This is a genomic window from Polycladidibacter stylochi, from assembly GCF_001562055.1.
Lineage (GTDB): Bacteria > Pseudomonadota > Alphaproteobacteria > Rhizobiales > Stappiaceae > Pseudovibrio > Pseudovibrio stylochi.
In genome coordinates this window covers 63,496-90,037 of record NZ_LLWE01000027.1, presented here as the reverse complement: position 1 = coordinate 90,037, position 26,542 = coordinate 63,496, and the positions used below count along the sequence as shown (strand labels likewise).

Genomic DNA, 26,542 nt, shown 5'->3' with positions numbered 1-26,542 from the left:
ATAGCAACTCATACTCGCATCCGTTTTCTAAACATGCTATGGCAGGCTACCGCTATCAATAGTGCTATGGCCCCGTAGCTCAGCTGGATAGAGCGACCGCCTCCTAAGCGGTAGGTCACAGGTTCAATTCCTGTCGGGGTCACCAAACCAACTTTTCCATGTATTTTGTAGCATCTTGCAACATCTCCAAAAACCCCCATAATACGCCATTATAAAGCACTTTTAGCACCCATTAGTTTTTCTGCCATTGCGTAATAAATGTGGGGTGCAATGTGGGGTAGGATGTGGGGAGGAATATTCTGTGGCAAGTATATACCGGCTAAAACCAACTCAGTTACGTAGCGCTACGCCAAGGAAAATTAGCGATGGGGGTGGTCTTTATTTTATCGTAAGCACATCGGGGCGAAAAAGTTGGGCATTTATCTACACTTCTCCAGTAACAGGGAAGAGGCGTGAAATGGGATTAGGCTCTTTCCCGGCATGCTCAATTCAGCAAGCACGAGAATCAGTTTCAAAGTGGCGAGCAATACGCGATGAAGGTAAGGACCCTATTGCAATAAGAAAACTAGAACAGCAACAAGCGCAAGAGCGAAATACCTCATTACGCAAAGTATTAGAGAAAGCATTTGAAGCAAGAAAAGCGTCCCTTAAAGAAGAGGGGCGAACAGGGCGCTGGTGGTCAGCTCTAAATACGCATGTTCTACCAAAAATTGGAGACACGCCAATTGAAGAAATTAGTCCAGCAGACATTGTTAAAACTTTGAAACCTATATGGAACGTTAAGCAAGAAGTTGCAAGGAAAGCTATTCAGCGCCTTAAGATCGGCTTTGAACATGCCTTGGATATGGGGCTTGAGGTTCAACTAGACACTACAGACAAGGCAAAACGGCTGCTTGGCAAACAAATAAATAACGCTGCACCTTACTCCTCTATGCCATGGAGAGACGTGGCAGACTATTACCTTAAATTGGAAGAGTTAGGTACTGTCGCAGCTAGGGCCTTACAATTAGTGATACTTACAGCTCGTAGGTCTGGCGAAGTCCGGCGCATGAAATTAGAAGACATTACAGAATGCGTGTGGCATGTGCCTCCTGAGGACTTAAAAGGACGTGTCGGCCAACATACAGAGGCTCAACGAGTACCCTTGAGTTCTGAGGCTCTTCGCATCATCGAACTTTCAAAACCATTCTCAAGAGATGGTTTTCTCTTCCCAAGGCAAGCTAAACACCCAAGAGCTAAAACACTATATTTAAACGAAAGCGCACTATCAAAGATCATGAAAACCCAAAATGTAGGTTATGTCCCGCATGGTTTCAGAGCATCTTTTAGAACATGGGCTGCTGAAATGGGCCTGCCTTATGATGCAGCAGAGATACAACAAGGACACGAAGTTAGAGGAAAAGTAGAACGATCATACAACCGCGCTGACCTATTGGAACAAAGAGCGATCATCGTAGAGCAATGGTCTAAAGTTATCACAGGGCAAGAAGCTGCGAATGTCATACCCCTAAGAGCAAACTTATCCACTGTCATATAACCTTTTAATGCCTTAAAGGGTAACTAAAATTTTAAAAAAAAGCTCTAAAGGGGTGTTTGTAAGTAAGCAGCCCTGTCTCTCTAATATTTCATAGCATATTATAACCTTGGTCAGAGATATGACTCTGAGCATTGTAATCATTGGAATCACTCAAAACTTACTATCGGCGCGTGCTGTGACCAGCGTGTGCAATTGGGCTCGCCTAGAAGCGTTTGGGAATATGCTTGTACCGATGGTGTTTTTTTTGTGCAAATGAAAGGGACCTGAATGAACGAGCCAGTGAATGATAATAAAAATACCTTGGTACTTATAAACACTTCTGAGTTAGCTGAATTACTAGGATTTTCATTGAACCGCCTATGGGCTTTACGGCAAGATCCAGACTTTGACCTTCCAGCACCAATGAACATTAGCAAGGGTCCACGTGGGCAACGCTGGAGGCTTTGCGAAATAGAGGCGTGGTTAGATAGCAAGAGGGCCGCATAATCAAAGTAATGGGCATCAGCAACAATTTAAAAACGGAGATTTCACTGTGGAAGAGTTGGTTAGGACAAATAAAAACTATCCCAAACGCAGCAAAGTTAGCTCAGCGCAGAAGGAAAGTCATGAAAACTACGGCGCAATAATAGCCCATAGTAACAATTGGCGTGTGATTGCCTGCAGAGACGGCATTCAGTGGATTATCCAGAAAGGCGTTTTAAGCTCACATGGAAGGGTGTGGAGGGGCAAGAGCTACTGTTGCACAAAAAAAGCTCTGTTACGTAATTGGACACGCCTTTCTGGCCTCTGTGTGCCTCATAAACTACTGCTGCTCTATGAGAATATCGTACTGTCACCAACAAATAGTCAGCAAGAAGCCCAGGCTAAGCAGCCGTTACACGCTGCAAACGACCGTATTTGCAAAGCAGCAGCGTAACCCCTGCGTAGTTGAAGAGGTGAAAAGATGGACAATGTTATTCGCTTCCGTGCACGTAAAAAGCCAAACCCTAACAAATCCGGCGCTGGGCGGGTTGTAGAGATACATTTGCATTTGGCTAAAGACGCCCTGTCCAGCAAGCAACTTCTGGCCGATACTCAAAAAGAGCTATACGTGATCGAGGTTGTGTATCCAGAAAAGGTAATTGGTCCAGATGCTTCGGTGTTTTTTCAGCACGCCACGGTCAGCCAGCCAGACGCCGAAATGCTCTTGGAGAAGCTTGCGGAAAGGTACAAGGAAGAAGAAACACCCTATTTGATCTATCGGTACGGTGAAGCGTTTCCAGAACGTAAAACATGCATGATAACAATAGAGTACAGCTCTGACAGAACTTCACCACCACATTTGCGGACGCCGGGGTATGGAGTATTTGTTTCCTTGAGTGGGGGGGGCGAAAGGTGCCTTGATTTAATAGCAGTGCATCAATCCCAAAGTGAGGCCGAAGCAACGGCTAAGGAGATAGCTCTGGAGCAGAAAGCTGATGGTTATGACTGCCTAATCAGCAGTACCGAAGCAGCTTAACTGAGGGCCGCGTTAGCGGCCTTCTCTTTCCTTGAAGATGATGAAGGCGAAATGGCAGGTAACTATTTAAAGCATGATGAGAAAGGACGCTCAACATCCAAGATGCTGCGAAACAAGGGGCCGAAGAACAAGCCCCCTGAAGGTGGAAAATGGATTTGGGAGACCTGCGGGTTGCTGGAGTCTGCAGCTTATAGGGCGCTGAGTATAAACGCTCGGAAGGTATTGGACCGCATCAAGATTGAGCACATCAATAACGCGGGGCTAGAGAACGGGGCATTGAAGGTAACACACCGCCAATTTGAAGAGTACGGCGTTGGCAAAAACCGTATTGCAGACGCAATAGACGAGTTAGTCTTTATGGGGCTGATAGCAGTTAGGCGCGGTAGGGCGGGGGTTGGTACTGGGCATCCCAATGAGTTCCGACTCACATGGATTGGAGACAAAGACGGAGGGTACGCCACAAACGAGTGGAAGGGCAAAACCTCAGTGGATGTCAGGCGCTGGACTGAACAGGCACGTGATGACAAAAAATCCAAGCGGCAAGCGGACAATGAGAACAAAAAAAGAAAAAAAACTCAATCCTCAAAGTTGGGGTGTCCCACTCCCCAAAGTTGGGGTGAAAGCGAGGTTGCGTAAAATCGAAATCACAGAAAACAGCCAATCCTTTTACCCCCCAAAGTTGGGGTACTATATATATCTTGGTCTAGGCGGAGGAATTCCATGGCAGGCACTACCGGCAGCTCACTCCCAGAAAGCAGTGTGATTTTGTTCCCAATGAAGCATCGAAAAGGGAAAATAAGGCATGTAGCAGCAATTTTCGCAAAAAAGCGGGGTAAGGACCGGGACGCCTATTGGCGGCGCACACTTGAGACCTTGCGCAAGCAATCAGCGGCTGCAGGTGTTGCTCCTGAAGTAGCTGAGCGGCACCTCGTTGAGTTCTCAGTAGCTGTAGTGCAAGAGGTCCAGCGCTATGAGTTAGGGCGGAAAGGGGCTTGAGATGTGCTCAAATTTGGGCCGATCTTCTGACAGAAGTTGCCGGGCACAGTATGCCTATATTGAATGTGTGGTGAGGGGGATGGATAGGCCATCCCCGCCACAAGGAGAAAAGCAAAATGAAGCTACAACTTCTGGCAATTCTCCTTCAGATCATCGTAGTTGTGATGCTCTTCGTGAACATCCTGCACCACTGGTAAGATGAGCGACGCACCCCCCTAGGCCAAGGGGGGTGCACTCCTCCCTCAATATAGGAGCATACAAATGTCAAGGCAAGATAAACTATCTCTCGTCTCTATAGCTCTATCACTCGTAATCCTTGGCCTGTTGGCCGTAAATTTTGGTTGGCTTTAATGACCCCCGAGAGCTTCAAAAAATGGCGCAAAGAAAATGGCTTCAAAAGCAGAGCATTAGCGGCTGAAGCCCTCGGGATGTCTCCCGAGACCGTGCGGTTATATGAAACAGGCATTAGGCGGGAAGCCCCAAGTAAAACTGTGGTCATACCACGGCATGTTGCGCTAGCGTGCGCAGCCGTGACAGCAGGGTTAGACCCGATTGAGTAAATACCATGAAGAGTGGAAATATTTGCTACATCATATGATGTGCTAAATTTTCAGCACTTGCAAACAAAGGTAGAAGCGCATGACACCGCTACAAATTACGGAAGCTGTTATTTTAGACCGGCTGATTGAGGCTCAGGTTGTCATGCGGTTTATGCGGGTGCGCGGGGTAAGACCCGGCCAGCCTGCAACGTTCTGGCCTGATGTAACACCAAGCGCAGCAGAGCAATGGGAGGCAGCTCTCAACGCCTGTGCCAAAAAACTAAGCGAAGGTGAAAAAAAGCTACGCCACCATGCAAGGCCGGATGTTGCCGCTATTGCAAGTATGGAAGAAACGTGGAGCTGGATGGCAGCTGTGAAACGACCCGAAGACCGTAAGGCACTGGCAGTCATGACCTTTTGCTATGGCTATAAGCTAAGCTTGAATAAATTTTTGGATCAATTGGGAGTAGCGCGGCAAACCTGCTACAACCGCCTTAACTATGCACTTGAAAATGTTTTGTTAAGCCTATGTAAAAATAGAGTTTTTCTTTCTTTGGCAAGTGAAGTTATAGATGGACAATACCGGCCTAAATCGGGTAGTTATTCTGATAGAATGAGGAAACTTGCGGCTTAGTGCTTCCTCCCCCGTTGGGTCTAGGGTATTGGTATATAACGATAAGTGAGCAAGTTATGCAAATCCAACCTCTTTTAGATCTGCCGCTTGAAACCTTAGTTGTATTTGCGGCAGGATACACTGGGTACAGGATCGCGTACACTGGTAGGAGTAGGGCACACAAATCTATCGATACATTGTTCTTGAGTTCAGTGTTTGGGTTTATTGCTAAGTTGGGCGGGACTATCGCAGAAGGCTTCACTGAGAACGATGTAGTAAATGCGTGTTTGTCAGTCACTCTATCGGTATTAGTCGCAGTTATATGGCGTAAATGGGGGGCAGATATGAGTACGCAGGTGTTAAGGTATTTCAAAATTTCCTACACACATGTGCATACGAACACTATAGAAACCATATGCTCCTCAAATGAGATACCCATGATACAATTGGTTGTCCGAAAAAAGGGTGGCGAAAGACTGATGTCACACCCTCTTTCTAGATTTTCATGTAAACCATTTGGACCGTGTTTATTTGGGCATGATGGTTCTGTGGGTTTGTATGTAACCGATTATAAAAAATGTATTATTGATGAATGGGAAGAAATAAATCCAGAGAGAAATGTAGATACTATTGATCTTACTTATATTCCAGCTGATTTGGTTGAGGAAATTGAGGTTACATTTAAATCTAGCCAGACACATTAGTAGATTCTCTGGGCTTTGCTTTAATGATCACTCTTTTACTGTCTCTTTTACTGTCTCTTTTACTATATTTATTACCTTGGTTATCTTTTTGACTGTCGGCAGATTTGGGCTGAATGGTCTGTGCTCTTGGCTGCGATAATTGTCTTTCAACCATCCGTAATTGCCTGCGGTAAGCTCCTTGCTCAGCACGGTTATTTGATTGAGCTATTCTTTCCAGTAGCAAATCCCTTCTTTTGATCAAGCGAGCTGTCCTTTCCCTAGGCGGAAAACGCATATTCACCCTTCTCATTTTAAGTTCCTTTGAAAGTGAACATTGAAAAGCTACTTTTAAAGTGAATAGTATCATATTTTGTGATCAAAATCATTGAGGCTGGAGAAGTCTGGTTAATGAAGTCTCAACTATAAATTATTGATATAAAGATATGTAATGGCAAGCTGGCTCTGCCTAAAACCAGCCTTAAGACCCCAACAGGGGCCGCCGGGTCTGGCCTCCCGGCGCTTGTCATTATGTTTAACAAAACGAGGCGTAAATGGATAATCAGCATCGCAAGATCAAAGGTTATCGTGAGTTGTCACAGGCGGAAATTGACTTGATGAATGAAATCAAGCTCAAAGGAAAAGAGATAGGCGATTTGGTTGAGAAGTTATCGGTCGCAGATGAAATTGATAAACGTTGGCTGGCAATTGGTGAGACTAACCTGCAGCAAGGATTGATGGCTCTCACCCGCTCAGTTACTAAGCCTGACTTCTTTTAATTACGTGAGGACGTGGCTAGATCGTCGTGATTTGTGTATAAACACTCTCAACTGCAGCACTCAGCCTTTTCTGCTCTTTTTCTAAAACTGCCATGTAATCTTTGGATAGTTTTTTAGGTAGTTATCTATTGCAACAAGCTTCTCAAAATCCGCTTCATTTATATTATCTAAAGCAAACGTCAAACGCCTAGGTCGTGAAATGAAAAGTGGTTGTGCCAGTGTAGATTTTCTACCTGACACCTCATGAAAGAAAGATGGCAAAATGTCGATTAAGCTCTGACAGATGCCAGCTATTTCGAAAATCAAACCACCATATCTTAGTTGTAGGTTTTTTATTGTCGGTCGTGTAGGGTCGCTCATAAGCAAAATAGCGTTTCTGAATGGCTCAAAATATATAATCTCATTACACTCAGGTGCTTTTGAGTGTGAATTTACTTTTGTATATATTTCTAATATGTCGCTTAAAGAGTGACCAGAAGCAATGGTTTTGACCATCAATTGCTCATTTCTAGCTTCAAGCAAGGTATTTGATAGTTCTTGTCTAACAGCTATCTTATTGGATAACTGTTGCTGTTTCAGCTGGTCAAGAATCAACCAAAAGCCACCAGCTGCTACACAGGGACCAGCCACACTACCAAAAGCCATTATCCAGTCGGTTACGTTATTTTTTTCGCTTATGAAGTAAGGGCCAAAGGCATAGCCAAGCCCAATTGCTGCATAGATAAGGATTAAGCAAATAATCAAAGCTGCAGCTAGATATGTAAGTGACTTCACGTAAGGGCCTATAAGCTGTTAGATGGGACAATATGGTAGATATTAAACTCAGTTTCGATGATAACAAACTCACCGAATTCTGGAAAGTCGTTGAGCAGTTTGGACCTTTGTTCGATACCTTGAAAGATATTGCTAAGAACTCACCCTTAAGCCAAGAAAGTAATATGTCTTTACCATATTCGTCTCGTGTCATTGATAAAGAAGCTGAATGGTGCCCATCTACATTGGCAGAAAAGCTTTAGAAAAAATTTAAATGATAATCTATTTAAGCCTCGACACCCTTGTGCCGTGTCTTTTCCTTTTTCTGATCGGCCTTATGTCAGAAACTGGGGGGAGGAACATATGGCACACATCAAGCTTAGTATCGACGACAACAAGCTCACCGAATTCTGGAAAGTCGCTGAGCGGTTGGGAAGCAAGAAGGAAGCTGAGAAAGCTTATAGGGCGGCTATCAACCGTACGGGAACCAAAGTCCGCCGCGCTGTTATCAAAACACTACCCAAGCAGACCGGACTTAAAAAGAAAATAATCACAAAAGCCCTTGGCAAACCTAAGAAGGCACGAGCTGCATTTAAGGGCAATAGCGCTCAACTAGAATACACTCTAACAACAAAAGGCGGGTACATAAGCCTAAAGCACTTTAAAGCTAGAGAGTATAAATGGGGCGGTGTAGGGGCGAAGCCCCGTGGGGGGTTGGAAAAACACCCAAAGGCTTGGATTAAGGGCGGTAGGTTCCCGAACCGTAAAGAGATTGTAAAATTCAAGGGCACTGTCTTTGAGGCACGAACAGAAGGTAAGCGCAAGTGGGGTAACTCAGACTTTCGTAAAGCACGCTCAGATGTACGGATACCGGAAGAAATGACCACAGACGATACTGCCAAGACGTACGAAAACGAAAGCAAGCATTTACAGCCCGAAGTAGAAAAAGAAGTCAGAAAGATGCTGGCGGTTAAGTAAATTATATTTTCCCAAGAAAGATAAAATCGCATTCATCTAGCAGTTCTTCAACATAACGTTTACAGCTATTATCCCAATCCTGAAGTGTAATATACTTTAAGATATTAGAGCTTTTTACAAGTTCAAGCCACTTACCGCTTATGTTATTTTTTGAACAAGCAGCAAATAAAATGAGAACTAAATCGGGCTCATCGAGCTGTGATCTCAGTATTTGCCTATAAAACTCTTTATTCTCTAGCGTTGTTTTTTCTATTATTTCACAGATCATCATAACGGCTCGAATGTAACTAGTACCTCTGGAGCGTACCTTATTATTAGGTGCACTCCAGTAATTATCAAAGCTATGTATAAGGTTTTCGACTGTGTTCCCGTTTTTGTGCAATGATGCTGCCATTTCAGAAAGGGCAATTTTTCCAGAGAATTGGCTTGCGCCTTCAAATATAAGTTGTCCTCGGTGCTTGAGTAATAAGTCAAGCGCATTGTATAGGCTGGTTTCAAAAGACTGTTTTGCATTTAACGCAGCGTGTGCTTCAATGTTCTCTTCTTGTTTGTCTAAAATTACTTTTGTCTCTCTGCGTTCTTGCTTAACGTGTGCCAACTCTTCATGTTGTAGTAAAATTGCGTAGAACAAACCCAATAACGCAAGGCCAGAAAATAGAGAATTTGCAATTCCGAACGTATCTCCTATAGGCCCTCTTTCTGAATAACTAGCTATTGATTGGTGCGATTTGAATTGATGAAACAATTCCCAAAAGGTTTGCGGGGGAGCTGGTTCGTTAAAAGATAGATAAAAAGGTAGCTCTCCGGTAACGGCGTAATGAGCGTTTGCTTGCCAAAGATAAAGAACGAGCAAGGTTAAGGTCCCGAATATTCCCCATGCCCAAGGAGAAGTTAGAATTAATCCATTCCTTTTTCCATTGTTGGCACTTGAATGCTTTGAGTCTGACAATTATATGCTCCCATCCATGTTCATTGCCTCATCTTTTCAGAGATTCTTTGAATACACTAATAGCAAGAGGCAAACCGACGGGTTACCCCCCGATTTAGGTACCTTTTGTGTGATGTCAGAAGACTTACGGTCGCGAGGCCCACATTTTGACAAGTTTCAAGCCACAAAAACACATTTTTGCTTGCTTAGTTTCCAAAAAATCAAATGAAAGTAGTACAATAATTACAATATGTTATATTGTAACTCAAACACCATTCGGGCAAAAAAGGGTTAATTAGTCTTCTAAAGCCATCCTAATAGACCTCCATGATTACGCGGCTGCGAAATTCAACAGGATAGCTCATCAAGAAGCTCATACGATAGCACCTGGGGAGAACAATAGCTTATGATTTCTCTGTTGTGGCAAGGCGTAGGGTGAAAGCTCATTTTCAAGCGGAAGCCCCGCTTCTATAGCAGGGCTAATATACGTCCAAAAGCGCTAAGCAGCAGAAAATTCTTCGTACCTGCCTTCAATTAGCGCCTTGAGCATAGACAATCGCCTTAACTCCGTTTTATTTTCAGATGACCAGCGTTTCGGAGCCTCTGCAACTTTCGCAAGCTTTTCCATTTCATCAAAAAGAAGTTCGCTAAGCCCATCCAAATAACTCCCAACCCCGTTAAATTCTTGAAAAACTGTATTTCGGTAAATTCGTGCACGAGGTGAATCACTTAGAGCTTCAGCATGATGGGCCAAGGAGTTGAGGCATTCATACAAATCAGCAAGTTCCTTAGAGCTTAGATCAAATCGATTGATAAAAAGCATGGTCTGTTTCCTTTTGATTTGAAAACCCGACAACAAAGGTTCCTAATCTTTGGTGATCGGGCAAAACAAGATTAGGAACTACCGCCCAAAAGGAAGCGGCGCACTTACGTGCTCTCATTCGCCCGACCATAGAAAACCACGCTCACAGGGAAACGTGGCGTGGTGGAAACGCCTTTTGGTTGGAAGGGGTTCCTAATCCCCGCACGTCTTTGTGTGACGCACTCACCAGCATTTATGCCAGCTAAAAAGAACATAGTATGAACTTCTAATAGTTGTCAATCTTACCAGTTTAACCACTTACTTTGTAGAAGTGAGGAAGAAAACAAAATATTGAAGCTGATTTTGTGGGGTATAGTGAGGGGTAAATCGATAACACTTTTACACATATTATTGTTTTATATACCAATTAATAGTTGGCTTAGTGACTGTCGGGGTCACCAATTCTTCTACCTTATAAACTATAGAAATCTCGACTTAGCCTGACAGCGAGCAGTTACGGCCCTTCCCAACAAATAGCCAAACAAAACGACTCTTATTAGGACCAGCCAATCTTACCTAATATACTTCACAGGACTATTCAAACCTGCAAGTAATTACAGCCCGCATCAAAGTACAAATCATAAAACTTTAGTATAATTACCTCGCAAAATTCTGATATACCTTCATATAACCTAGATATACCTAGGCATCCTACTGATATATATAGGATTTATGATTGACATAATCACTTTCCCTCACTTTGAATGAACGGGTACATAAATAACGGGAGGTTTTATGTCACCCACACTCGTCATTAATGATTTAAAAAAGAAGGCACAAAAACGTGTGCCCAAGATGTTCTTTGACTACGCTGATTCGGGCTCATGGACAGAGAGTACATATCGTGCAAACGAGCACGACTTTAGCAAAATCAAATTACGTCAGCGTATTGCAGTCGACATGACCAACCGCTCGCTGGCCACAAAAATGGTAGGCCAAAGCGTTAGCATGCCTGTTGCACTTGCGCCCACAGGCCTTACTGGCATGCAGCACGCGAATGGTGAAATTCTGGCTGCACAAGCCGCCGAAGAATTCGGCGTACCCTTTACCCTATCAACCATGAGCATATGTTCCATCGAAGCTGTAGCGGCCAAAACAACCAAGCCGTTCTGGTTTCAGCTTTATGTCATGCGCGATAAGGAGTTCCTCAAGAATCTCATCGAGCGGGCCAAAGCCGCCAAGTGCTCAGCGCTTGTCATCACGCTTGATTTGCAAATACTGGGGCAACGCCACAAAGATTTACGTAACGGCTTGTCTGCTCCGCCCAAGTTTACCCCCAAACACATTTGGCAAATGGCAACGCGCCCTTTGTGGTGCTTGCAAATGTTACAAACCAAACACCAAAGCTTTGGTAACATAGTTGGCCACGCGAAGGGTGTCTCCGACCTATCCTCACTTTCTTCATGGACAGCCGAACAGTTTGACCCCAAACTAGACTGGTCAGCTGTTGAAGAAATCAAGAAAATGTGGGGCGGACCTGTAATCCTAAAGGGAATTTTAGATGTAGAAGACGCTAAAATTGCCGCGCAAGCCGGAGCCGATGCCATAATTGTTTCCAACCATGGCGGCCGCCAACTGGATGGCGCCCCTTCCTCTATCGAAGTCTTGGGAGAGATTGTCGATGCCGTTGGCGACCAGGTAGAAGTGCACATTGATGGCGGCATACGCAGCGGCCAAGATATTTTAAAAGCAGTTTGTTTGGGAGCCAAAGGCACATATATCGGCCGGCCCTTCCTATATGGTCTGGGAGCCGGTGGCAAAGCAGGCGTGACAACTGCTTTAAAAATCTTGGAAAATGAAATGGATATCACTATGGCGCTTTGTGGCGAGCGCTTGGCGACCAATCTTGGTCCTCAAAATATCTACCACAATCCATTTGCAGCCCAATAGCTTCATTTGTATGCCAGAAAAAGAGGTGAAGGGGGCAAGAGCTCCCTTTTCACCAAACCAGCCAATAACTTACCAGTTGCGCATTATGCTTTATTTACCCAACAACATGTGGCGTAATTGCTTCTCTATTTCAATAATAACCAGCAAAGCAATACCTATGCCCAGTATTATTAGCCCCAATTCAAGCGGTATGTCTTGGGTCGCAAATAAAGACTGTAATGGTGGCAGGTACGTCACTAGAATCTGTGCAATCGTGATGATCAAAATTACCGACCAAAGGACTTTCGTGCCTTTTAGGTGCTGCCAGCTCCATGAGCGGTTGAAGATATTTCGAATAAAGAACAAGTGGAACATTTCCATAATAACCAATGTATTCATGGCAAGTGTTCGCGCCAGTTCTAACGAATGCCCTTCTGCTAAAGCATACTGGTAAATACCGAAAACACCGGCCAGTAACAGGCTGGAAACAAGTGTAATATGCCAAAGCAGTGCCCCATCAAGCAAGGGGGCATCTTGTTTTCGTGGTGGTCTTCGCATGCTGTTGGCTTCCGTTGGCTCAAAAGCTAACGCCACGCCCAAAGTCACAGCAGTAATCATATTCACCCAAAGAATTTGCACCGGAGTAATCGGCAATGTCATGCCAAGAACAAGTGCAACAATTATTGTCATTGCCTCACCCGCATTGGTGGGTAGCGTCCAGCTGATAACCTTTTTGAGGTTATCATAAACGGTTCGCCCCTCACGAACAGCCGCCACAATGGATGCAAAGTTATCATCCGCCAACACAAGTTCGGCAGCTTCTTTCGCCGCCTCAGAGCCATTTAACCCCATAGCAATGCCGGCATCGGCGCGTTTTAAAGCAGGCGCATCATTCACCCCGTCCCCTGTCATGGCAACAATCATATTATTCGATTGTAAAGCCATAACTATTCTTAGCTTTTGCTCGGGACTCGTGCGGGCAAAAATATTGCATTTTAAAACTGCGCTTCGCAGTTGGCTGTCATCCATTTTCTCAAGGTCCGCACCTTTCAAAACATACCCGGCATTTTCAAGCCCAATCTGCGCCCCAATGGCGGCTGCTGTCTTTGCATGGTCGCCGGTAATCATTTTAACCGCAATGCCAGCTTCTCGGCACTCACGCACCCCCGCATATGCTTCTTCACGCGGCGGATCAATCATCCCCACCATGCCCAATATCGTTATTTTTCCATCTATATCGGCATGTTTGAGTTGCTCCAACTCATTGGGAACAAACGCCATGGCAAAAGCCAGCACCCGCTGTCCACGGGCCGCAATTTCTTCTGCCTGCTCTTCCCAATAAGCCTCGTCTAAAGGTGCGCTCATACTTTCATTAGCAAATTGATTGTGACACATGGCCAGTATTTGCTCAGGCGCACCCTTTACAAAAATGACAGAGCGTTCCTTATTTTTGGCAAGAACAGCCATGTAGCGATGCCGGCTATCAAACGGTAAAGCGTCCATACGCTCCCAGCCTTCTGCAGACCAGCCCGTGGAACCAGCAACTTTTCCCGAAAAGGCGAGTAAAGCCCCTTCCATGGGGTCGCCCTCTACCTGCCAATTATCAGAGCTTAGCCGTAATTCAGCGTCATTGCACTGTTGCGCCGCACAGGCGAGCACACTCAGCGTCCCATGTTGCTCATGCACAATCTCGCGGCCATTCAGCTTGATAGCACCTTCCGGCAGGTAGCCCTGCCCCTCCACCTGAAATAAATGCCCGCTAGTAAGCACACTAGCCACCATCATTTCATTACGTGTTAATGTGCCGGTTTTATCGCTACAGATAACAGAGACCGAGCCAATGGTTTCAATAGCTGGTAAATGACGCACAATTGCACTATTACGTGCCATTGCTTGCACACCGACAGCCAACGTGATTGTCATAATTGCCGGAAGGCCCTCTGGTATTGCCGCCACGGACAAACCAACGACAGCGAGAAAAATCTCCTTGAATTCATAGCCCAAATAAAAATAGCCCCCTAAAAGGAGCAGGGCAGCCACACCAAGAATAAATAGTGTAAGCCATTTGGCAAAAACGGCCATTTGCGTCGTCAGCGGTGTTTCCAGCTTTTCAACTTCAGCTAATAGTCCGCTAATACGGCCTATTTCCGTATCGCCGCCAGTAGCGGTAACGACGCCGCGCCCTTGGCCTGCCACAACCATCGTACCCGAGTAAGTCATACAAGTTCGCTCACCAATAGAGGCCGCTTCATGTACGGGCGCGGTGTTTTTATCTATAGGTACAGACTCACCTGTCAAAATCGCTTCTTGAACCGCAAGACCGTGAGCAGAAAACAAGCGCACGTCAGCTGGTACTTTATCGCCAGCTTCTAGCAACAGCACATCACCAATAACAATGTCTTCACTTTTAACGCGAACGCGAACACCATTGCGTAACACGTTGGCAAGTGGCGCCAACATATTACGAATCGCATTCATGGCTTTTTCTGCTTTGCCCTCCTGCAAGTAACCAATAACAGCATTGGCAAGAACCACCGCCATGATAACGCTGGTGTCTATCCAGTGTCCGATTAAACTGGTGACAAGGGCTGAAGCCAACAACACATAAATTAAAACATTATTGAATTGCAGTAAAAATCGCAGAAACGAACTCTTTTGGGATGCTTTAGGCAAACTATTTGGCCCGAATTCTTCAAGCCTTTGTTCGATATCAGCTTGATGAAGCCCGTTTTTAGAAGAATACAAATCATCTAAAATAGTTTCGATGGGAGATGTATACCAATAGCTTTTATCGGCATTCGATTTTCTATTCAACATATGGCGTGAACCCTATATTACTTAAAATAAATTAGGTTTACCCGCTCCGCACTCTGTTATTATTTACAGTCTAGCGATGAATATCAATAGCAATTCAATTATTTTATTCGATTAAACAAAATCCATCAAGACAATACTCTAATCTTACGCGGTAACCACTTGGCTCTCTCAAGGGGCAGTGACCAGCTCCAATCAGATACAATAAGGTATCTATGTGAGTGCAGCTGCCATCAAAAATCACGATGATAAACCCGTGAAAATATTGGATGAACAATAAGCTACTGACTTCATGAACGGCCTGTTTTCATTTCAACAAGCTGGACCAGATTCCCGCAGGTATCATCCAGCACAGCAATACGGACATTACCAAAATCGGTCGGTTGTTGGGTAAATTCAACACCTAGGCCGTTAAGGCGGGTGTATTCCTTATCCAGATTTTCAACCTGAAAAGAGGCTGCGGGCAGGCCATCCGCTTTTAAAGCGCTTTTGTAGGGTTTTACGGCAGGGTGGGAGCTTGGTTCCAGCAAAAGCTGCGGTCCGTCGGGCTGGTCTTTTGCCACAACGGTCAACCAGCGGTCCACCCCCATGGGAATATCGTCCTTCACTATAAACCCGAGTTTGTTATGGTAAAATTCAAGCGCCTGCGCCTGATCCTCGACAAAAACATTGGTTATGTAAATTTTCATGGCCATCTCCGAGAATTAATCTTAAGTCTTCTACATAATCATAATGATGTCATGCTATTTAAGCCTTTAGAAAATAAACGTAAATGCTGCCTATTTATAGAGTCGTAACCTTACTTGCTCAATAGTACCAATAATGGTACAAGTCGACCATGAGCCATAAAAAACTCTCTGCTAGGTTTTACAAAACAGCAAATGCTAGGGAACCTGTCCGTGACTGGTTATTAAGTCTGGATGTAAGAGACCGTAAAGCCATTGGTATGGATATTAAAACGGCGGAATATGGGTGGCCATTAGGAATGCCGTTATGTCGTGCGATTAAAGGACATAAAGGTCTATGGGAAATTCGTTGCCATTTGGAGGGGGGACGCATCGCACGCGTTTTCTTTTGTATTTATGACAGCTATCTCGTGCTGTTACATGGGTTTGAAAAGAAAAGCGAAAAAACGCCACAAAAGGAAATAGAAACCGCAGTGAAAAGAATGAAAGAGCTTTGATATGACCCATAACCAACAAAACAAAACTGTCGAATCTGCTCATCTTGGCTCAAGTTTTGATGATTTTTTGCAAGAAGAAAATCTATTGGAAGAAGCTCGTGAGGTTGCAATAAAGCGGGTTATCGCTTTCGAGCTAGAGCAAGCAATGGCGAAGCAAAACATCACAAAATCTGCTATGGCTGAGCGCTTGCAAACGAGTCGCTCCCAACTTGACCGCCTACTCGATCCCAATAATACAAGTGTTACCCTCTCAACGCTAAGCCGCGCAGCACAGGCTGTTGGCCGTAAGCTGAATTTGAGCATTACTTAAGGCTGCCCATTGGTGCGCCCCAAAAGGCGCGGGGGCTTCCCCGCGCTCAAATCTTGGTTACGCCGCAGATTTTGGCGTAATGTGTTTGCCATTCACCAGCAATTCGGCAATCTGAACGGTGTTCAGGGCAGCTCCCTTGCGCAGATTGTCGGAAACCACCCACAGGTTCAAACCGTTTTCAACGGTCGCATCTTCGCGAATCCGCGAGATGTAGGTGGCATCTTCACCGGCACACTCGTAAGGGGTGACGTAACCGCCGTCTTCGTGCTTATCAACCACAAGGCAACCGGGCGCTTCGCGCAGCAAATCGCGGGTTTCTTCGGCGCTCAGCGGGTTTTCCATCTCAATGTTCACGCTTTCCGCATGACCCACAAATACCGGTACACGTACAGCGGTACAGCTTACCTTAATTGTTGGGTCTAGCATTTTTTTGGTTTCAGCCAGCACCTTCCATTCTTCTTTGGTGTAGCCGTCTTCCATAAACACATCGATGTGCGGGATTACGTTAAAGGCAATACGCTTGGTGAACTTTTTCGGCTCAATCGGATCGTTGACGAACACCGCACGGGTCTGGTCAAAAAGCTCTTCCATGGCTTCTTTACCACCGCCGGAAACCGACTGGTAAGTGGAGACAACAATACGCTTGATACCGGCTGCTTCGTGAATCGGCTTAAGGGCCACAACCAGCTGGGCTGTCGAGCAGTTCGGGTTGGCGATAATGTTTTTCTTGGTGAAATCGGCAATATCGTCCGGGTTTACTTCCGGCACAATCAGCGGCACCTCGGCATCATAACGCCATGCGGAGGAGTTATCGATGACCACACAGCCCTGCTTACCGATTTTGGGTGCCCATTCTTTGGCAATGGAACCGCCAGCAGACATCAAACAAATATCGGTATCGGAAAAGTCATAGTTTTCCAGCGCTTGCACTTTAAGTGTCTTGTCGCCGTAAGAAATATCCAGCCCTTGCGAGCGGCGCGAGGCCAGCGGCACAACTTCATCAGCCGGAAACCCGCGCTCGGCAAGAATATCCAGCATCTCCCGGCCCACGTTACCGGTAGCCCCTGCAATAGCAACCTTAAAACCCATCGGTTATGTCCTCTTCGTCTCCCCCGTAAGTTCCCCGGAGGCTGCGGCACCCGGTTCACTCTTTAGCGCCCTCCATCCCGGGGAGACGCGCGGGAAAGAGAGGCACCTTAAACGGTGGTCTTAGTCGTCGTTGTCGTGAATGTTGTTTTCATTGTCATGGACGCTGCACAAGCCATGCACCCCAATTGCTTGGGCGCTTTATAAGCTGGCATGTTGTGTGCGCGAGAGAACATAAGTCTCAAAGTTCCTTAAATTGAAAACAGGAGTTTTTTGCCCGCACTTGCGCGCAATGTCAATCATGTATTTTACCCGCCCAGCGCTTTATAAAAGCCAAACGGTTGCCCTGCCAACGACCGAGAGCACCGGCTATAGCTAAAAACGCTAGGCAAACCGTACTATAAAGGTTGGGGGTTCATATCCTGTCTTGAACTCTAACCAACCCAAAAATCATGCATTGCCTCAGCGCGTACTTGTGGTTTTCTCAAGGGAATAGGCTAAACCTTCGCACCCTTTTTGCCCGAGCCGAAAACACTTTGCGACAGCTGGTCCAGTGGCCAGCGCGGGCGCGGGCTTACCTGCATATCATCATCAACCCCGTTCTCGCTTGGAATTGTGCCGTTTTGCGCCTGCTGGTGGCGCAACTGTTCAATACCTGCCCATGCGATCATGGCCGCGTTATCAGTACACAGTTTATGGGGCGGAGCCACAAGCTCGCCATTGTGTGCGGCGGCAACCTCTTGCAAGCGGCTGCGGATAGCGTTGTTGGCAGCCACCCCGCCAGCAATCACCATTTTCGCCGGTGTTTGCGGGAAACGCTCTTGAAACAGCGCAAAGGCGCGAGCGCTGCGCTGGCCAATCACATCGGCAACCGCCGCCTGAAACGAGGCACACAGGTTATTGACGACCAAATCACTCACCGGCTCTTCTTTTAGTGCGGCGGTGCGCACAGCGGTTTTGAGCCCGGCAAACGACATATCAAGGCCCGGTCGGTCGAGCAGTGGCCGGGGTAAAGGGTAGGCTTTGGCATCCCCTTGGGCAGCGGCTTTTTCCACCGCAGGCCCGCCGGGGTAGGAAAGCCCCAGCATCTTGGCGGTTTTGTCAAATGCTTCACCAATAGCATCGTCGATTGTGGTGCCAAGGCGCTCATAATCGCCCATGCCCTTCACCAGTAAGAACTGGGTGTGTCCACCTGAAACGAGCAGCAATAAATAGGGAAACGCCACTTTATTTGTCAGCCGGGCGGTTAAGGCGTGGCCCTCAAGGTGGTTAATAGCCAATAGCGGCTTGTTGGCGGCCATGGCAATGGCCTTGGCACTCATCAAGCCCACGATCACCCCGCCAATCAGGCCGGGACCGGCGGTGGCGGCAATCGCGCTCAAATCATCATAGGCAAGACCAGCCTCAGTCATAGCTTTTTTTATCAGGCTATCCAAAATAGCAATATGGGCGCGGGCCGCGATTTCCGGCACCACACCTCCAAAGGCTTCATGGTCGCTAATTTGCGAATGAATAATGTTGGAGAGAATCTCTCCCTGCCCGTTTTCATCAAGCCGCACAACGGCCGCGGCGGTCTCGTCACAACTGGTTTCGATCCCAAGGACAGTGAGCACATTATTCTCCTTAGATATTTAGCCGTCCATGTGGTTCAAGCGTTGATTTTGGCCCACGGGACAGGTATTGCCTAATGCCATATGCCCCTTTACCAGAGGATGCGATCATTGCAAACAAAACTCATCAAAATCGGTACCCGTGGCAGTGCATTGGCGCTGGCACAAGCTCATGAGACCCGCGCCCGCCTGATGGCGGCCCATGATATGGCCGAGGACCAGTTCGAGATTGTCATTATCAAGACATCGGGCGATATGATTCAAGACCGCCCTCTGTCGGAAGCCGGTGGTAAGGGGCTTTTTACCAAGGAAATCGAAGAGGCATTGCTTGATGGCCGCATCGACCTTGCGGTGCACTCCTCAAAAGACATGCCAACAATTTTACCAGAAGGGCTGGTGCTTTCCACGTTCTTACCGCGTGAAGATGTGCGCGATGCGTTCTTATCGCCCAAATATAATAGCGTGCAAGATTTGCCCAGAGGGGCGGTAGTCGGCTCGTCATCATTGCGCCGTCAGGCCCAGCTCAAGCGCCTGCGTCCCGATCTTGATGTGGTTATGTATCGCGGAAATTTACAAACCCGTTTGCGCAAATTGGCAGAAGGGGCTGTGGATGCCACTTTGCTCGCTCACGCGGGCCTGCGCCGTCTTGAGCTGACAGAGCATGTCACATGCCTGCTGGATGAAGAGCAGTTTTTGCCAGCGGTGGGCCAAGGGGCTATTTGCATCGAAACCCGCGAAGGTGACGCGGTTATTCACGGCTTGCTCAGCGCCATTCACGATATGCCAACCGAGCAGCGCCTGACACTGGAACGCGCGTTTCTGGCCGAAATGGATGGCTCGTGCCGCACACCCATTGGCGGTCTGTCGAAAATCGAAGGCGATACCATTTCATTTCGCGGCGAGGTGATTAAGCCCGATGGTAGCGAGAGCTTCGAGATCACCATCTCCGGCGCAGCAAGCGAGGCCGAGGCGTTAGGCCGCCAAGCAGGGCAAGCGCTGAAAGCCAAAGCCGGACCCGACTTTCTGGTGGTTTGATGCGTATTCTCGTCACCCGCGCCCAACCGCAAGCGGAAAAAACCGCGCAAATGCTGCGGGCGCTGGGGCACGAGGTGATCATAGAGCCGCTGCTGCACTTTCAGTTGCTGGAGCCACCCAAGCTCCCGCGTACGGCTGTAAATGCACCTGTGGTCTTTACCAGTGCAAGGGCGGTGGATGCCGCCTGCGAACTCGGTTTGACGGGCAGCTTACGAAACCATCCCGTTTATACAGTTGGCGAGGCAACAGCACTTCATGCCCGTAAAGCGGGCTTTACAAACGTCACGGCCGGGGGGGGCACTGCGCCGCAACTTGCCCAACTGTTGAGTACAAAGCTGGACCCGCAAGCTGATAACCACCATGTGCTTTATCTTTGTGCACAAAACCGCGCCTTTAATATGGGGGCAGCCTTACAACGGGCGGGTATCCACTGCCATGAAGTCCCACTTTACCAAATGGCAGCCAGCGAGAAATTATCCAATTCCACCCTAGGGTTACTACGAGCAGGGCAAATTGGCTGTGTACTACTATATTCAAAACGCACAGCGATTATATTTAGGCAGTTCGTCTGCCTTGATAAAATCACATTGCCCATTAACTCTGTAAAAGCGTTTTGTATCTCGCATCAAGTGGCCCAAGTCATGGAAGGCATTGCTCCTTGTACTTGGCCCGATAGACCGACAGAACAAGCGCTATTTGCGCTTTTAACAAGAGAACCAAAAACCTAAGAGCATTGCATTAACGTATTATGGCAACGTTCGGCTAAGGGTTCTGTTGTAAAGAGCGTATAAAGTCGTGCTTTTGGCATAGGGTAGAACCTGCCATAGTACAAATGGCGGCGCACAACGCTTGAGCAAATAGTCTTGGGAGACATGTATGGCCGGTGAAAGAAAAACCTCTGGGGCAGGACAAACAAGCGCCAAGAGCGGGCAAAGGCGTAAAACTGGCAGCGCTCAAAGTGATAATGCAAAAAACATCACGATTGATTTAGACGCTAAAGAAGTCGCGAGCAAAGACATTCCTACGCCTCAAAACCAGTCGGCACCCGAAGCAGCAGCAGAAAAAGCTACAACGCCTTCGGACAGTCCTGCAAAAGAAACGTCGACATCTACAACGGCACCAAGAAGTACCAATAAGGCCGCTCACGACAAGCCAGATAGTAAAACAAGCGAACCCCCTGTAGCGGCAACAAAAACAACAGACAATAAGGCTGCCGTTAAAGACAACGATCGCGCAAACAACAAAAGCGCAGTTCCCCCAACAAAGACGGCAAGCACCAAAGCTGCCAACACGGCGCAAGCGACAAAAGACGCAGCAGTGAAGGCGCAAGAAAAGCCGAAAAGCGAAAAAGCAGCAGATACAAAAGCCAAAGAGAGAGCCAAAAACACACAGTCTACCCAACAAACAACAACTGCAGGCAACCAACCACAGGCGAGCAAAAAATCAGGCTCCGGCGCACTCACTGGTGCGCTTCTTGGTTCCGTTTTCGGGGCAGCGCTTGTTTTGGGCGGTCTCTATGGTGCTCATCAGGCAGGTTATTTAAAAGTACTCACGGCACCGCAAGCCGACCAAATAGCGCTCATGCGCGGTATCTTTGATGCGAACGAACAGCGCCTTCAGGACTTGGAAGGTAAAATTGCTGCCCTGCAAAACAAGGGTAACGATGGCGCAAACCAGCAAGAGCTTACGGGCCTTGAACAAAAAATAACAGCGCAAACAAAACGCATTGACGAAATCAATGCCGCAATCGGCAACAGCACCGACGATAGTCAAACCGTAAGCCAGTTAACACAGCAGCTCACAAAGCTTGAGCAGGCAATAGCCAAAGGGCAAGGGGGCGATGGTCCGGCTCTGATAAATGTTAACGAAACGCTTGCCAAGGTTCAAAGCAAGCTGAGTGAGCTTACAAAGGTACAAACACAGGCTAGCGTTGATTTTGAAACGTTAAAAGCCCAGCAAAACAGCTTGGAAAAAACACAACAGGGCCTGCAAAAAAGCATCGGTACGCTGGCTTCCCTACAAACCCGTTTGCAAGATATGGAAGTCTCCAGCACAGCCCTTGCCAAACAACAAGGTGAGCAAGGGGCAACGCTTTCCACCTCGCTTGCCAGCATGCAAGGCGAGCTCACCGAGTTGATGCGCACATTGAGCCAGCAGCAAAAAGATGTCGATGCCCACACGCAATCACTTGGCAAGCTAAGTGCCAGCTTGGCAAATGTGGAAAGCAAAGTCGGTTCTGCCAGCGCACAAGAACGCGCTGCACGCGCCATTGCCGTATCCTCACTCAGCGCAAGCGTTGAGAGCGGCAAACCTTATGCTGCCGAGCTTACAGCCGTTAAGGCTGTTGTACCACAAGGCCAGTTCGATTTTAGCAAGCTGGACGAATTTGCCCGCCTTGGTATTCCCACAAATGCCGAATTGATTGCCAGCTTTGGCGAGGCTGCCCGCGCAATGAGCAAGGCACAACTGCAAAAGCCCGATCAGGGTGTGGTGGACCGCCTGCTAACAAGTGCGCAGTCACTCGTTTCTATTCGCCGCCCGTCGGATGAAGCCGGAACAACCCCAGGCGCTATATTGGGGCAAATGGAAGTGAAAGTTGAAAAAGGTGATTTAGCCGCTGCACTCGCAGCTTATCAGCGCTTGCCAGAAGCCATGCAAGAAGCCGGTGCCGACTGGGCCGACCATGCCCAAGCACGCCTTGCAGCAGATGCGCTTGTTAAACAAATCACCAATGAAGTTTTGGTTTCGCTTGGCAGCGTAACCCAGTAATGCCGGAGGAAACACAAAGATGATCCGCGCTCTTATCTATATGGCCATAGTTTTTGTGTTGGCCCTCGGCGGTGCCTGGATTGCCGACCGCCCCGGCGTTGTGACACTGGATTGGGAAGGCTTTCGCATTCAGGCAAGCTTGCTCACTACTTTAGTGGCACTCGCTGCGGGAATTGTTGCCCTATTCATTGTTTGGGGCATAATTCGGCTCATATGGCGTTCGCCTGCACTGGCTTCCCGCTTTATGCGCCGTCGCCGTCAGGACCGTGGCTTTGAGGCTCTCTCAAAAGGGCTGCTTGCGCTTGGAGCCGGGCAAACAAGCACTGCCCGTAAATTTGGTAGCGAGGCCGACAAACTACTTAAGGGCAATGAACCTGCGGTTAAACTGCTACTTGCACAAGTCAGCCAAATTAGCGGCAACCAGGAAGAAAGCCGCAACCGGTTTGAAGCCATGCTTGATGACCCGCGCACCAAGTCCGTTGGTCTTCATGGGCTGTTTTTAGAAGCAGAACGTGCCAATGCCGGTGAAGCGGCCCGCCATTATGCCGAGGAAGCTTTGACAGATAATACGGGGCTGACATGGGCTGGTAAAGCAGTACTTGGCTATCAGGCCGTTGCCGGTGATTGGGAACAGGCCTTAAAGACACTCGAAAAGAACTATGCAGCCAAACTCATCGACAAAGCAACCATGCGTCGCCACCGCGCGGTTATTCTCACCGCGCGTGCGCTTGAGTTGGAAAGTCAAGAACCGGACCGCGCCCGCACTCTTGCTGTCGAAGCCCATGGCTTAGCCACCAGCCTTATCGCCGCCTCTCTCGTTGCCGCGCGGTTGCTCACCCGTCACGGTAACATTCGTAAGGCTTCCAAAACTCTGGAGACAACGTGGAAAATTAATCCGCATCCTGACTTGGCAGAGGCTTATGCCCACGTTCGTATGGGCGATTCGGTAAGCGACCGCATGGCCCGCATTAAACACTTGGCATCACTACGCCCCCATTCAAATGAGGGCGCATTAGCAATTGCATCCGCAGCGCTGGACGCCCAACAGTTTAAAGAAGCACGCGAGCAACTGAAAAAAGTACTGCGCTCGGAACCAACACAACGCGCCTTTTTAATGATGGCCGACCTAGACGAACTGGAAAGCGGTGATCAGGGACGGGTTCGCGAATGGTTGGCGCGGGCTGTACGCGCACCGCAAGATAAAGTCTGGATTGCCGACGGTGTTGTTTCTGCCAACTGGGGCCCTGTCTCACCCAAAACAGGACGCCTGGACGCCTACGAATGGGGCTATCCAGAACAAGCCCAAAACGAACAACCGCAAATCGAGCATATCGACGATAGCTTGTTGGAAGCTCCTCAGCTCATTCAAAGCGGCACACATGCTTCCACGCCTCAAGATACGAATGGAATAAAATCTGCAACTCCGGAAAAGGTGATCGAACCAGAGGATAACACTGGCAAGGTCGATACCGCTTCTACTATTGAAGTTGAAACCGATACCACAGCGGTGCCGGCAGGTGCTCAAGGCTTATCCTCAAAGCAACAACAAGCGCCACAGACTGAAGAAAAACCTCCAGTAGATGAAATTGTTTCACCTAATATCGATCACGCCGCCGATAAAAGTGCTGATGAAACCCAAAGAGCCGATTTGCACACAGTTTCGCACGATAATGAACCGATTTTAGACCAAACTTCGCACCCCAAGCAACCATTAGCCAAAGGCGAGGGATTGCTGGCCGAAGCTAAGAAACTGGAAGTCGAGAAACGGGCAAAAGTCCCCTTTAAAAGCACATTAAATATTGCGGCAAAAACAACTACAGGCTCCGACAGTCCTAGAGCTGAAAACCTCGTTGAGTTTCCTTTAGGCCATATGCCAGACGATCCGGGAACCGAAGAGGAAGAGAAAAAAACACCAAACGAAGGAAACTATAAGTTCTTCAAATAACTGATAAATATATCAATTATTATGGATGGGGCCGGTTCTTAATCGGCCTCATTTTCATTTTCAAGTTGCCAATAAACTTCTTGCAATTGGTTAAAATTGAGGCTGTGCGTCATTTTAAATCTGCCCTTGAAACTTAGCGGTAGCTTTTGTATTCAAGAAGTTGTGCTCGGCATAATTCGTGCCGCTGTAGCTCAGATGGTAGAGCAACGCATTCGTAATGCGTGGGTCGTAGGTTCAAGTCCTATCAGCGGCACCACCCTCTTGTTATCCGCCCCTTTTATACTAGGCAATGCACTAGCAAGAGTACGGCTTTTCAATCCAGTTCCATTAAAGCTATTCGCGTTAATTAAGGTGATGCTCGCACCATTGTTGGACAGTATGTGGAAATTGTAGTACAAAATATCTCTTTATGTCTGTTTACAGCTACTCTTTTCACCAAAAAATGCTAGATTCTATTTAAGACCTAGAAATCTCTTCACGCACTTCGCCATGCCAAATTCTTGCCATTGGTTGCTGTGCATGTTTTTTGCTAGATTAGAACATAATGAACCGGAGACGAACCCGTGAGTGTTGTCGCACATAGAAAATATCTGGAAGAATGGCTATTTCAATCCTGTTTGCCCTTGTGGTGGAATGTGGGCGGCCTGAAAGAGCGTGGTGGCTTTGCCGAAACCATTGAGTTGGACGGCACCGCAAGTCAAGTACCACTGCGCTCACGCGTCAACCCCAGAATGGTTTATGTGTTTTGTGAAGCTGGCCGATTGGGCTGGCAAGGCCCATGGCAAGAGGCCGCATTACATGGTTATCAGCATTATCATGATGCTTTCCAGTTGGAAAATGGCAGCTTCGGTGCACTGATCGACGTAGAAGGCAAGTTGGTAGATGAAACCTTTGACCTTTATAATCAGGCTTTTGCACTTCTAAGCTACGCCAGCGTTGCCGACACGATGCCAGAGCATAAGGACGAAGCACTGGCAAAAGCACGCGCACTTTTCGCATTTATCAAAGCAAATTATGCGCACCCGGAAATTGGTTTCCAGAGCACAATGCCCCCCAGCGCACCGCTCTGCGCCAACCCACATATGCATATGTTCGAAGCTTCACAAGCTCTCGAAGCTATTGACCCTGAAGGCCCATGGGCTGAACTGGCCGATATGCTGGCTAAAGTTTGCCTTGAGAAACTGCTAGATAGCGAAAGTGGCGTTCTACGCGAGTTCTTTGCACTTGATTGGCAACCAGCTGAGGGCGAATTGGGCCGCGAGGTAGAACCTGGCCACTTGTTTGAATGGGCATGGCTGTTGTTGCGTTGGGCCGGTAAGCGCGACCAAAACAAAGCAGCAATTGCAGCAGCCAAGCGCTTGTTTACGATAGCCTACGAACATGGTGTTGACTTTGACCGGAACGCGACAGTGATGGGCATTGATGTTGACTTTAACATGCGCGACCCTCTAGCGCGTCTTTGGGGGCAAACCGAATGGGTGAAAGCATCGCTAAGCCTGCTCTTGCATGCCGAAAGCGCCGAAGAGGCTGAACTCTATCAAAAATCCTTGGCTCAAGGGCTTGATGCTTTGAAGCACTTCATTGCCGATGCTCCAGCAGGATTGTGGCGTGATAAGCTCACCCCTGAAGGCACATTTGTCGAAGAAGCCGCACCGGCCTCAACTCTCTACCATATTATTTGTGCTATTGCCGAACTGCGCAACTTCAGTGAACAGCAAGAAGGGCTTGAATTATTGCTGTAATCATCCCAGCATATCC

General features: G+C 47.6%; 26 protein-coding genes and 2 tRNA genes. 20 read left to right on the top strand and 8 right to left on the bottom strand.

Annotation, left to right across the window (positions count from 1 at the left end; translation table 11 throughout):
- Positions 1 to 68 precede the first annotated feature (68 nt).
- The 8 genes from AYK67_RS11695 to AYK67_RS17150 all read left to right on the top strand — a co-directional run bounded on the left by AYK67_RS11695 (position 69) and on the right by AYK67_RS17150 (position 5,887).
- A tRNA-Arg gene (locus AYK67_RS11695) sits at positions 69 to 145 on the top strand.
- 120 nt (positions 146 to 265) lie between these two features.
- Positions 266 to 1,537 carry a tyrosine-type recombinase/integrase gene (locus tag AYK67_RS11690; RefSeq protein ID WP_338012336.1) on the top strand — a complete coding sequence of 424 codons (1,272 nt, stop codon included), beginning with the start codon at positions 266 to 268 and terminating at the stop codon, positions 1,535 to 1,537.
- A gap of 532 nt (positions 1,538 to 2,069) precedes the next feature.
- Positions 2,070 to 2,453: a hypothetical protein gene (locus AYK67_RS11680; RefSeq protein WP_068086799.1), complete on the top strand. Its 384-nt coding sequence runs from the start codon at positions 2,070 to 2,072 to the stop codon at positions 2,451 to 2,453.
- Positions 2,454 to 2,480: 27 nt separating this feature from the next.
- A complete protein-coding gene (locus AYK67_RS11675; protein ID WP_068086795.1) occupies positions 2,481 to 3,035 on the top strand; it encodes a hypothetical protein in 555 nt (184 codons plus the stop codon).
- 51 nt (positions 3,036 to 3,086) lie between these two features.
- Positions 3,087 to 3,671: a helix-turn-helix domain-containing protein gene (locus AYK67_RS11670; protein ID WP_068086793.1), complete on the top strand. Its 585-nt coding sequence runs from the start codon at positions 3,087 to 3,089 to the stop codon at positions 3,669 to 3,671.
- Between the two features lie 84 nt (positions 3,672 to 3,755).
- A complete protein-coding gene (locus tag AYK67_RS11665; RefSeq protein ID WP_068086788.1) occupies positions 3,756 to 4,031 on the top strand; it encodes a DUF6074 family protein in 276 nt (91 codons plus the stop codon).
- A gap of 639 nt (positions 4,032 to 4,670) precedes the next feature.
- Positions 4,671 to 5,204, top strand: coding sequence for a DUF6362 family protein (locus tag AYK67_RS11655; RefSeq protein WP_068086782.1), 534 nt, complete (start codon positions 4,671 to 4,673; stop codon positions 5,202 to 5,204).
- 416 nt (positions 5,205 to 5,620) lie between these two features.
- Positions 5,621 to 5,887 carry a hypothetical protein gene (locus AYK67_RS17150; RefSeq protein WP_156453139.1) on the top strand — a complete coding sequence of 89 codons (267 nt, stop codon included), beginning with the start codon at positions 5,621 to 5,623 and terminating at the stop codon, positions 5,885 to 5,887.
- Here AYK67_RS17150 and AYK67_RS11645 read toward each other — a convergent pair.
- Positions 5,871 to 6,176 carry a hypothetical protein gene (locus AYK67_RS11645; RefSeq protein ID WP_068086779.1) on the bottom strand — a complete coding sequence of 102 codons (306 nt, stop codon included), beginning with the start codon at positions 6,174 to 6,176 and terminating at the stop codon, positions 5,871 to 5,873. The two genes, AYK67_RS17150 and AYK67_RS11645, sit on opposite strands and share 17 nt — an antisense overlap.
- Before the next feature lie 241 nt (positions 6,177 to 6,417).
- Between AYK67_RS11645 and AYK67_RS11640 the strand changes: the two genes are divergently transcribed.
- Entirely contained in the window at positions 6,418 to 6,642 is a 225-nt protein-coding gene (locus tag AYK67_RS11640) for an Acb2/Tad1 domain-containing protein (RefSeq protein ID WP_068086778.1), read from the top strand.
- Between the two features lie 81 nt (positions 6,643 to 6,723).
- Here AYK67_RS11640 and AYK67_RS11635 read toward each other — a convergent pair whose 3' ends face one another.
- Entirely contained in the window at positions 6,724 to 7,416 is a 693-nt protein-coding gene (locus tag AYK67_RS11635; protein ID WP_068086772.1) for a hypothetical protein, read from the bottom strand.
- Positions 7,417 to 7,448: 32 nt separating this feature from the next.
- On the opposite strand from AYK67_RS11635, the gene AYK67_RS11630 reads away from it, so the two are divergent.
- Both AYK67_RS11630 and AYK67_RS11625 read left to right on the top strand, forming a co-directional pair.
- A complete protein-coding gene (locus tag AYK67_RS11630) occupies positions 7,449 to 7,658 on the top strand; it encodes a hypothetical protein (protein ID WP_068086769.1) in 210 nt (69 codons plus the stop codon).
- Positions 7,659 to 7,758: 100 nt separating this feature from the next.
- The gene (locus AYK67_RS11625) at positions 7,759 to 8,373 is read left to right on the top strand and encodes a hypothetical protein (RefSeq protein ID WP_068086766.1); all 615 of its coding nucleotides are present in this window, start codon (positions 7,759 to 7,761) and stop codon (positions 8,371 to 8,373) included.
- Between the two features lies 1 nt (position 8,374).
- On the opposite strand, the gene AYK67_RS11620 is transcribed toward AYK67_RS11625, so the two are convergent.
- Positions 8,375 to 9,322 (bottom strand): putative phage abortive infection protein, encoded by a 948-nt coding sequence (locus tag AYK67_RS11620; protein WP_156453138.1) that lies wholly within the window; start codon positions 9,320 to 9,322, stop codon positions 8,375 to 8,377.
- 478 nt (positions 9,323 to 9,800) lie between these two features.
- Positions 9,801 to 10,157 (bottom strand): hypothetical protein, encoded by a 357-nt coding sequence (locus AYK67_RS11615; protein WP_156453137.1) that lies wholly within the window; start codon positions 10,155 to 10,157, stop codon positions 9,801 to 9,803.
- 741 nt (positions 10,158 to 10,898) lie between these two features.
- Between AYK67_RS11615 and AYK67_RS11610 the strand changes: the two genes are divergently transcribed.
- A complete protein-coding gene (locus AYK67_RS11610; protein ID WP_068086752.1) occupies positions 10,899 to 12,053 on the top strand; it encodes an alpha-hydroxy acid oxidase in 1,155 nt (384 codons plus the stop codon).
- Between the two features lie 90 nt (positions 12,054 to 12,143).
- On the opposite strand, the gene AYK67_RS11605 is transcribed toward AYK67_RS11610, so the two are convergent.
- Together AYK67_RS11605 and AYK67_RS11600 are read right to left on the bottom strand one after the other, a co-directional pair.
- Entirely contained in the window at positions 12,144 to 14,849 is a 2,706-nt protein-coding gene (locus AYK67_RS11605; RefSeq protein ID WP_068086749.1) for an HAD-IC family P-type ATPase, read from the bottom strand.
- 287 nt (positions 14,850 to 15,136) lie between these two features.
- Positions 15,137 to 15,535: a VOC family protein gene (locus tag AYK67_RS11600; protein WP_068087267.1), complete on the bottom strand. Its 399-nt coding sequence runs from the start codon at positions 15,533 to 15,535 to the stop codon at positions 15,137 to 15,139.
- Between the two features lie 149 nt (positions 15,536 to 15,684).
- On the opposite strand from AYK67_RS11600, the gene AYK67_RS11595 reads away from it, so the two are divergent.
- Both AYK67_RS11595 and AYK67_RS11590 read left to right on the top strand, forming a co-directional pair.
- Positions 15,685 to 16,029 carry a type II toxin-antitoxin system RelE/ParE family toxin gene (locus AYK67_RS11595; RefSeq protein ID WP_068086746.1) on the top strand — a complete coding sequence of 115 codons (345 nt, stop codon included), beginning with the start codon at positions 15,685 to 15,687 and terminating at the stop codon, positions 16,027 to 16,029.
- A 1-nt stretch (position 16,030) separates the two neighbouring features.
- Positions 16,031 to 16,339 carry a helix-turn-helix domain-containing protein gene (locus AYK67_RS11590; RefSeq protein WP_068086743.1) on the top strand — a complete coding sequence of 103 codons (309 nt, stop codon included), beginning with the start codon at positions 16,031 to 16,033 and terminating at the stop codon, positions 16,337 to 16,339.
- Positions 16,340 to 16,396: 57 nt separating this feature from the next.
- On the opposite strand, the gene AYK67_RS11585 is transcribed toward AYK67_RS11590, so the two are convergent.
- Both AYK67_RS11585 and tsaD read right to left on the bottom strand, forming a co-directional pair.
- Complete coding sequence (locus AYK67_RS11585; RefSeq protein WP_068086742.1) at positions 16,397 to 17,428, bottom strand: aspartate-semialdehyde dehydrogenase; 1,032 nt, start codon at positions 17,426 to 17,428, stop codon at positions 16,397 to 16,399.
- A gap of 494 nt (positions 17,429 to 17,922) precedes the next feature.
- Complete coding sequence (tsaD, locus tag AYK67_RS11580) at positions 17,923 to 19,038, bottom strand: tRNA (adenosine(37)-N6)-threonylcarbamoyltransferase complex transferase subunit TsaD (RefSeq protein ID WP_068086741.1); 1,116 nt, start codon at positions 19,036 to 19,038, stop codon at positions 17,923 to 17,925.
- Positions 19,039 to 19,146: 108 nt separating this feature from the next.
- Between tsaD and hemC the strand changes: the two genes are divergently transcribed.
- From hemC to AYK67_RS11550, 6 genes are all read left to right on the top strand, one after another.
- Positions 19,147 to 20,070, top strand: a complete 924-nt coding sequence (gene hemC, locus AYK67_RS11575) for a hydroxymethylbilane synthase (protein ID WP_068086738.1) — start codon at positions 19,147 to 19,149, stop codon at positions 20,068 to 20,070.
- Positions 20,070 to 20,798, top strand: a complete 729-nt coding sequence (locus AYK67_RS11570) for a uroporphyrinogen-III synthase (protein WP_068086733.1) — start codon at positions 20,070 to 20,072, stop codon at positions 20,796 to 20,798. Before hemC ends, AYK67_RS11570 begins: the two co-directional genes overlap by 1 nt.
- Positions 20,799 to 20,946: 148 nt before the next feature.
- Complete coding sequence (locus AYK67_RS11565; protein ID WP_068086730.1) at positions 20,947 to 22,839, top strand: hypothetical protein; 1,893 nt, start codon at positions 20,947 to 20,949, stop codon at positions 22,837 to 22,839.
- Positions 22,840 to 22,858: 19 nt separating this feature from the next.
- The gene (locus AYK67_RS11560) at positions 22,859 to 24,784 is read left to right on the top strand and encodes a heme biosynthesis protein HemY (RefSeq protein WP_068086721.1); all 1,926 of its coding nucleotides are present in this window, start codon (positions 22,859 to 22,861) and stop codon (positions 24,782 to 24,784) included.
- Positions 24,785 to 24,964: 180 nt separating this feature from the next.
- Positions 24,965 to 25,040 (top strand) — tRNA-Thr (locus tag AYK67_RS11555).
- 307 nt (positions 25,041 to 25,347) lie between these two features.
- Positions 25,348 to 26,526, top strand: a complete 1,179-nt coding sequence (locus AYK67_RS11550; protein WP_068086718.1) for an AGE family epimerase/isomerase — start codon at positions 25,348 to 25,350, stop codon at positions 26,524 to 26,526.
- Positions 26,527 to 26,542 lie beyond the last annotated feature (16 nt).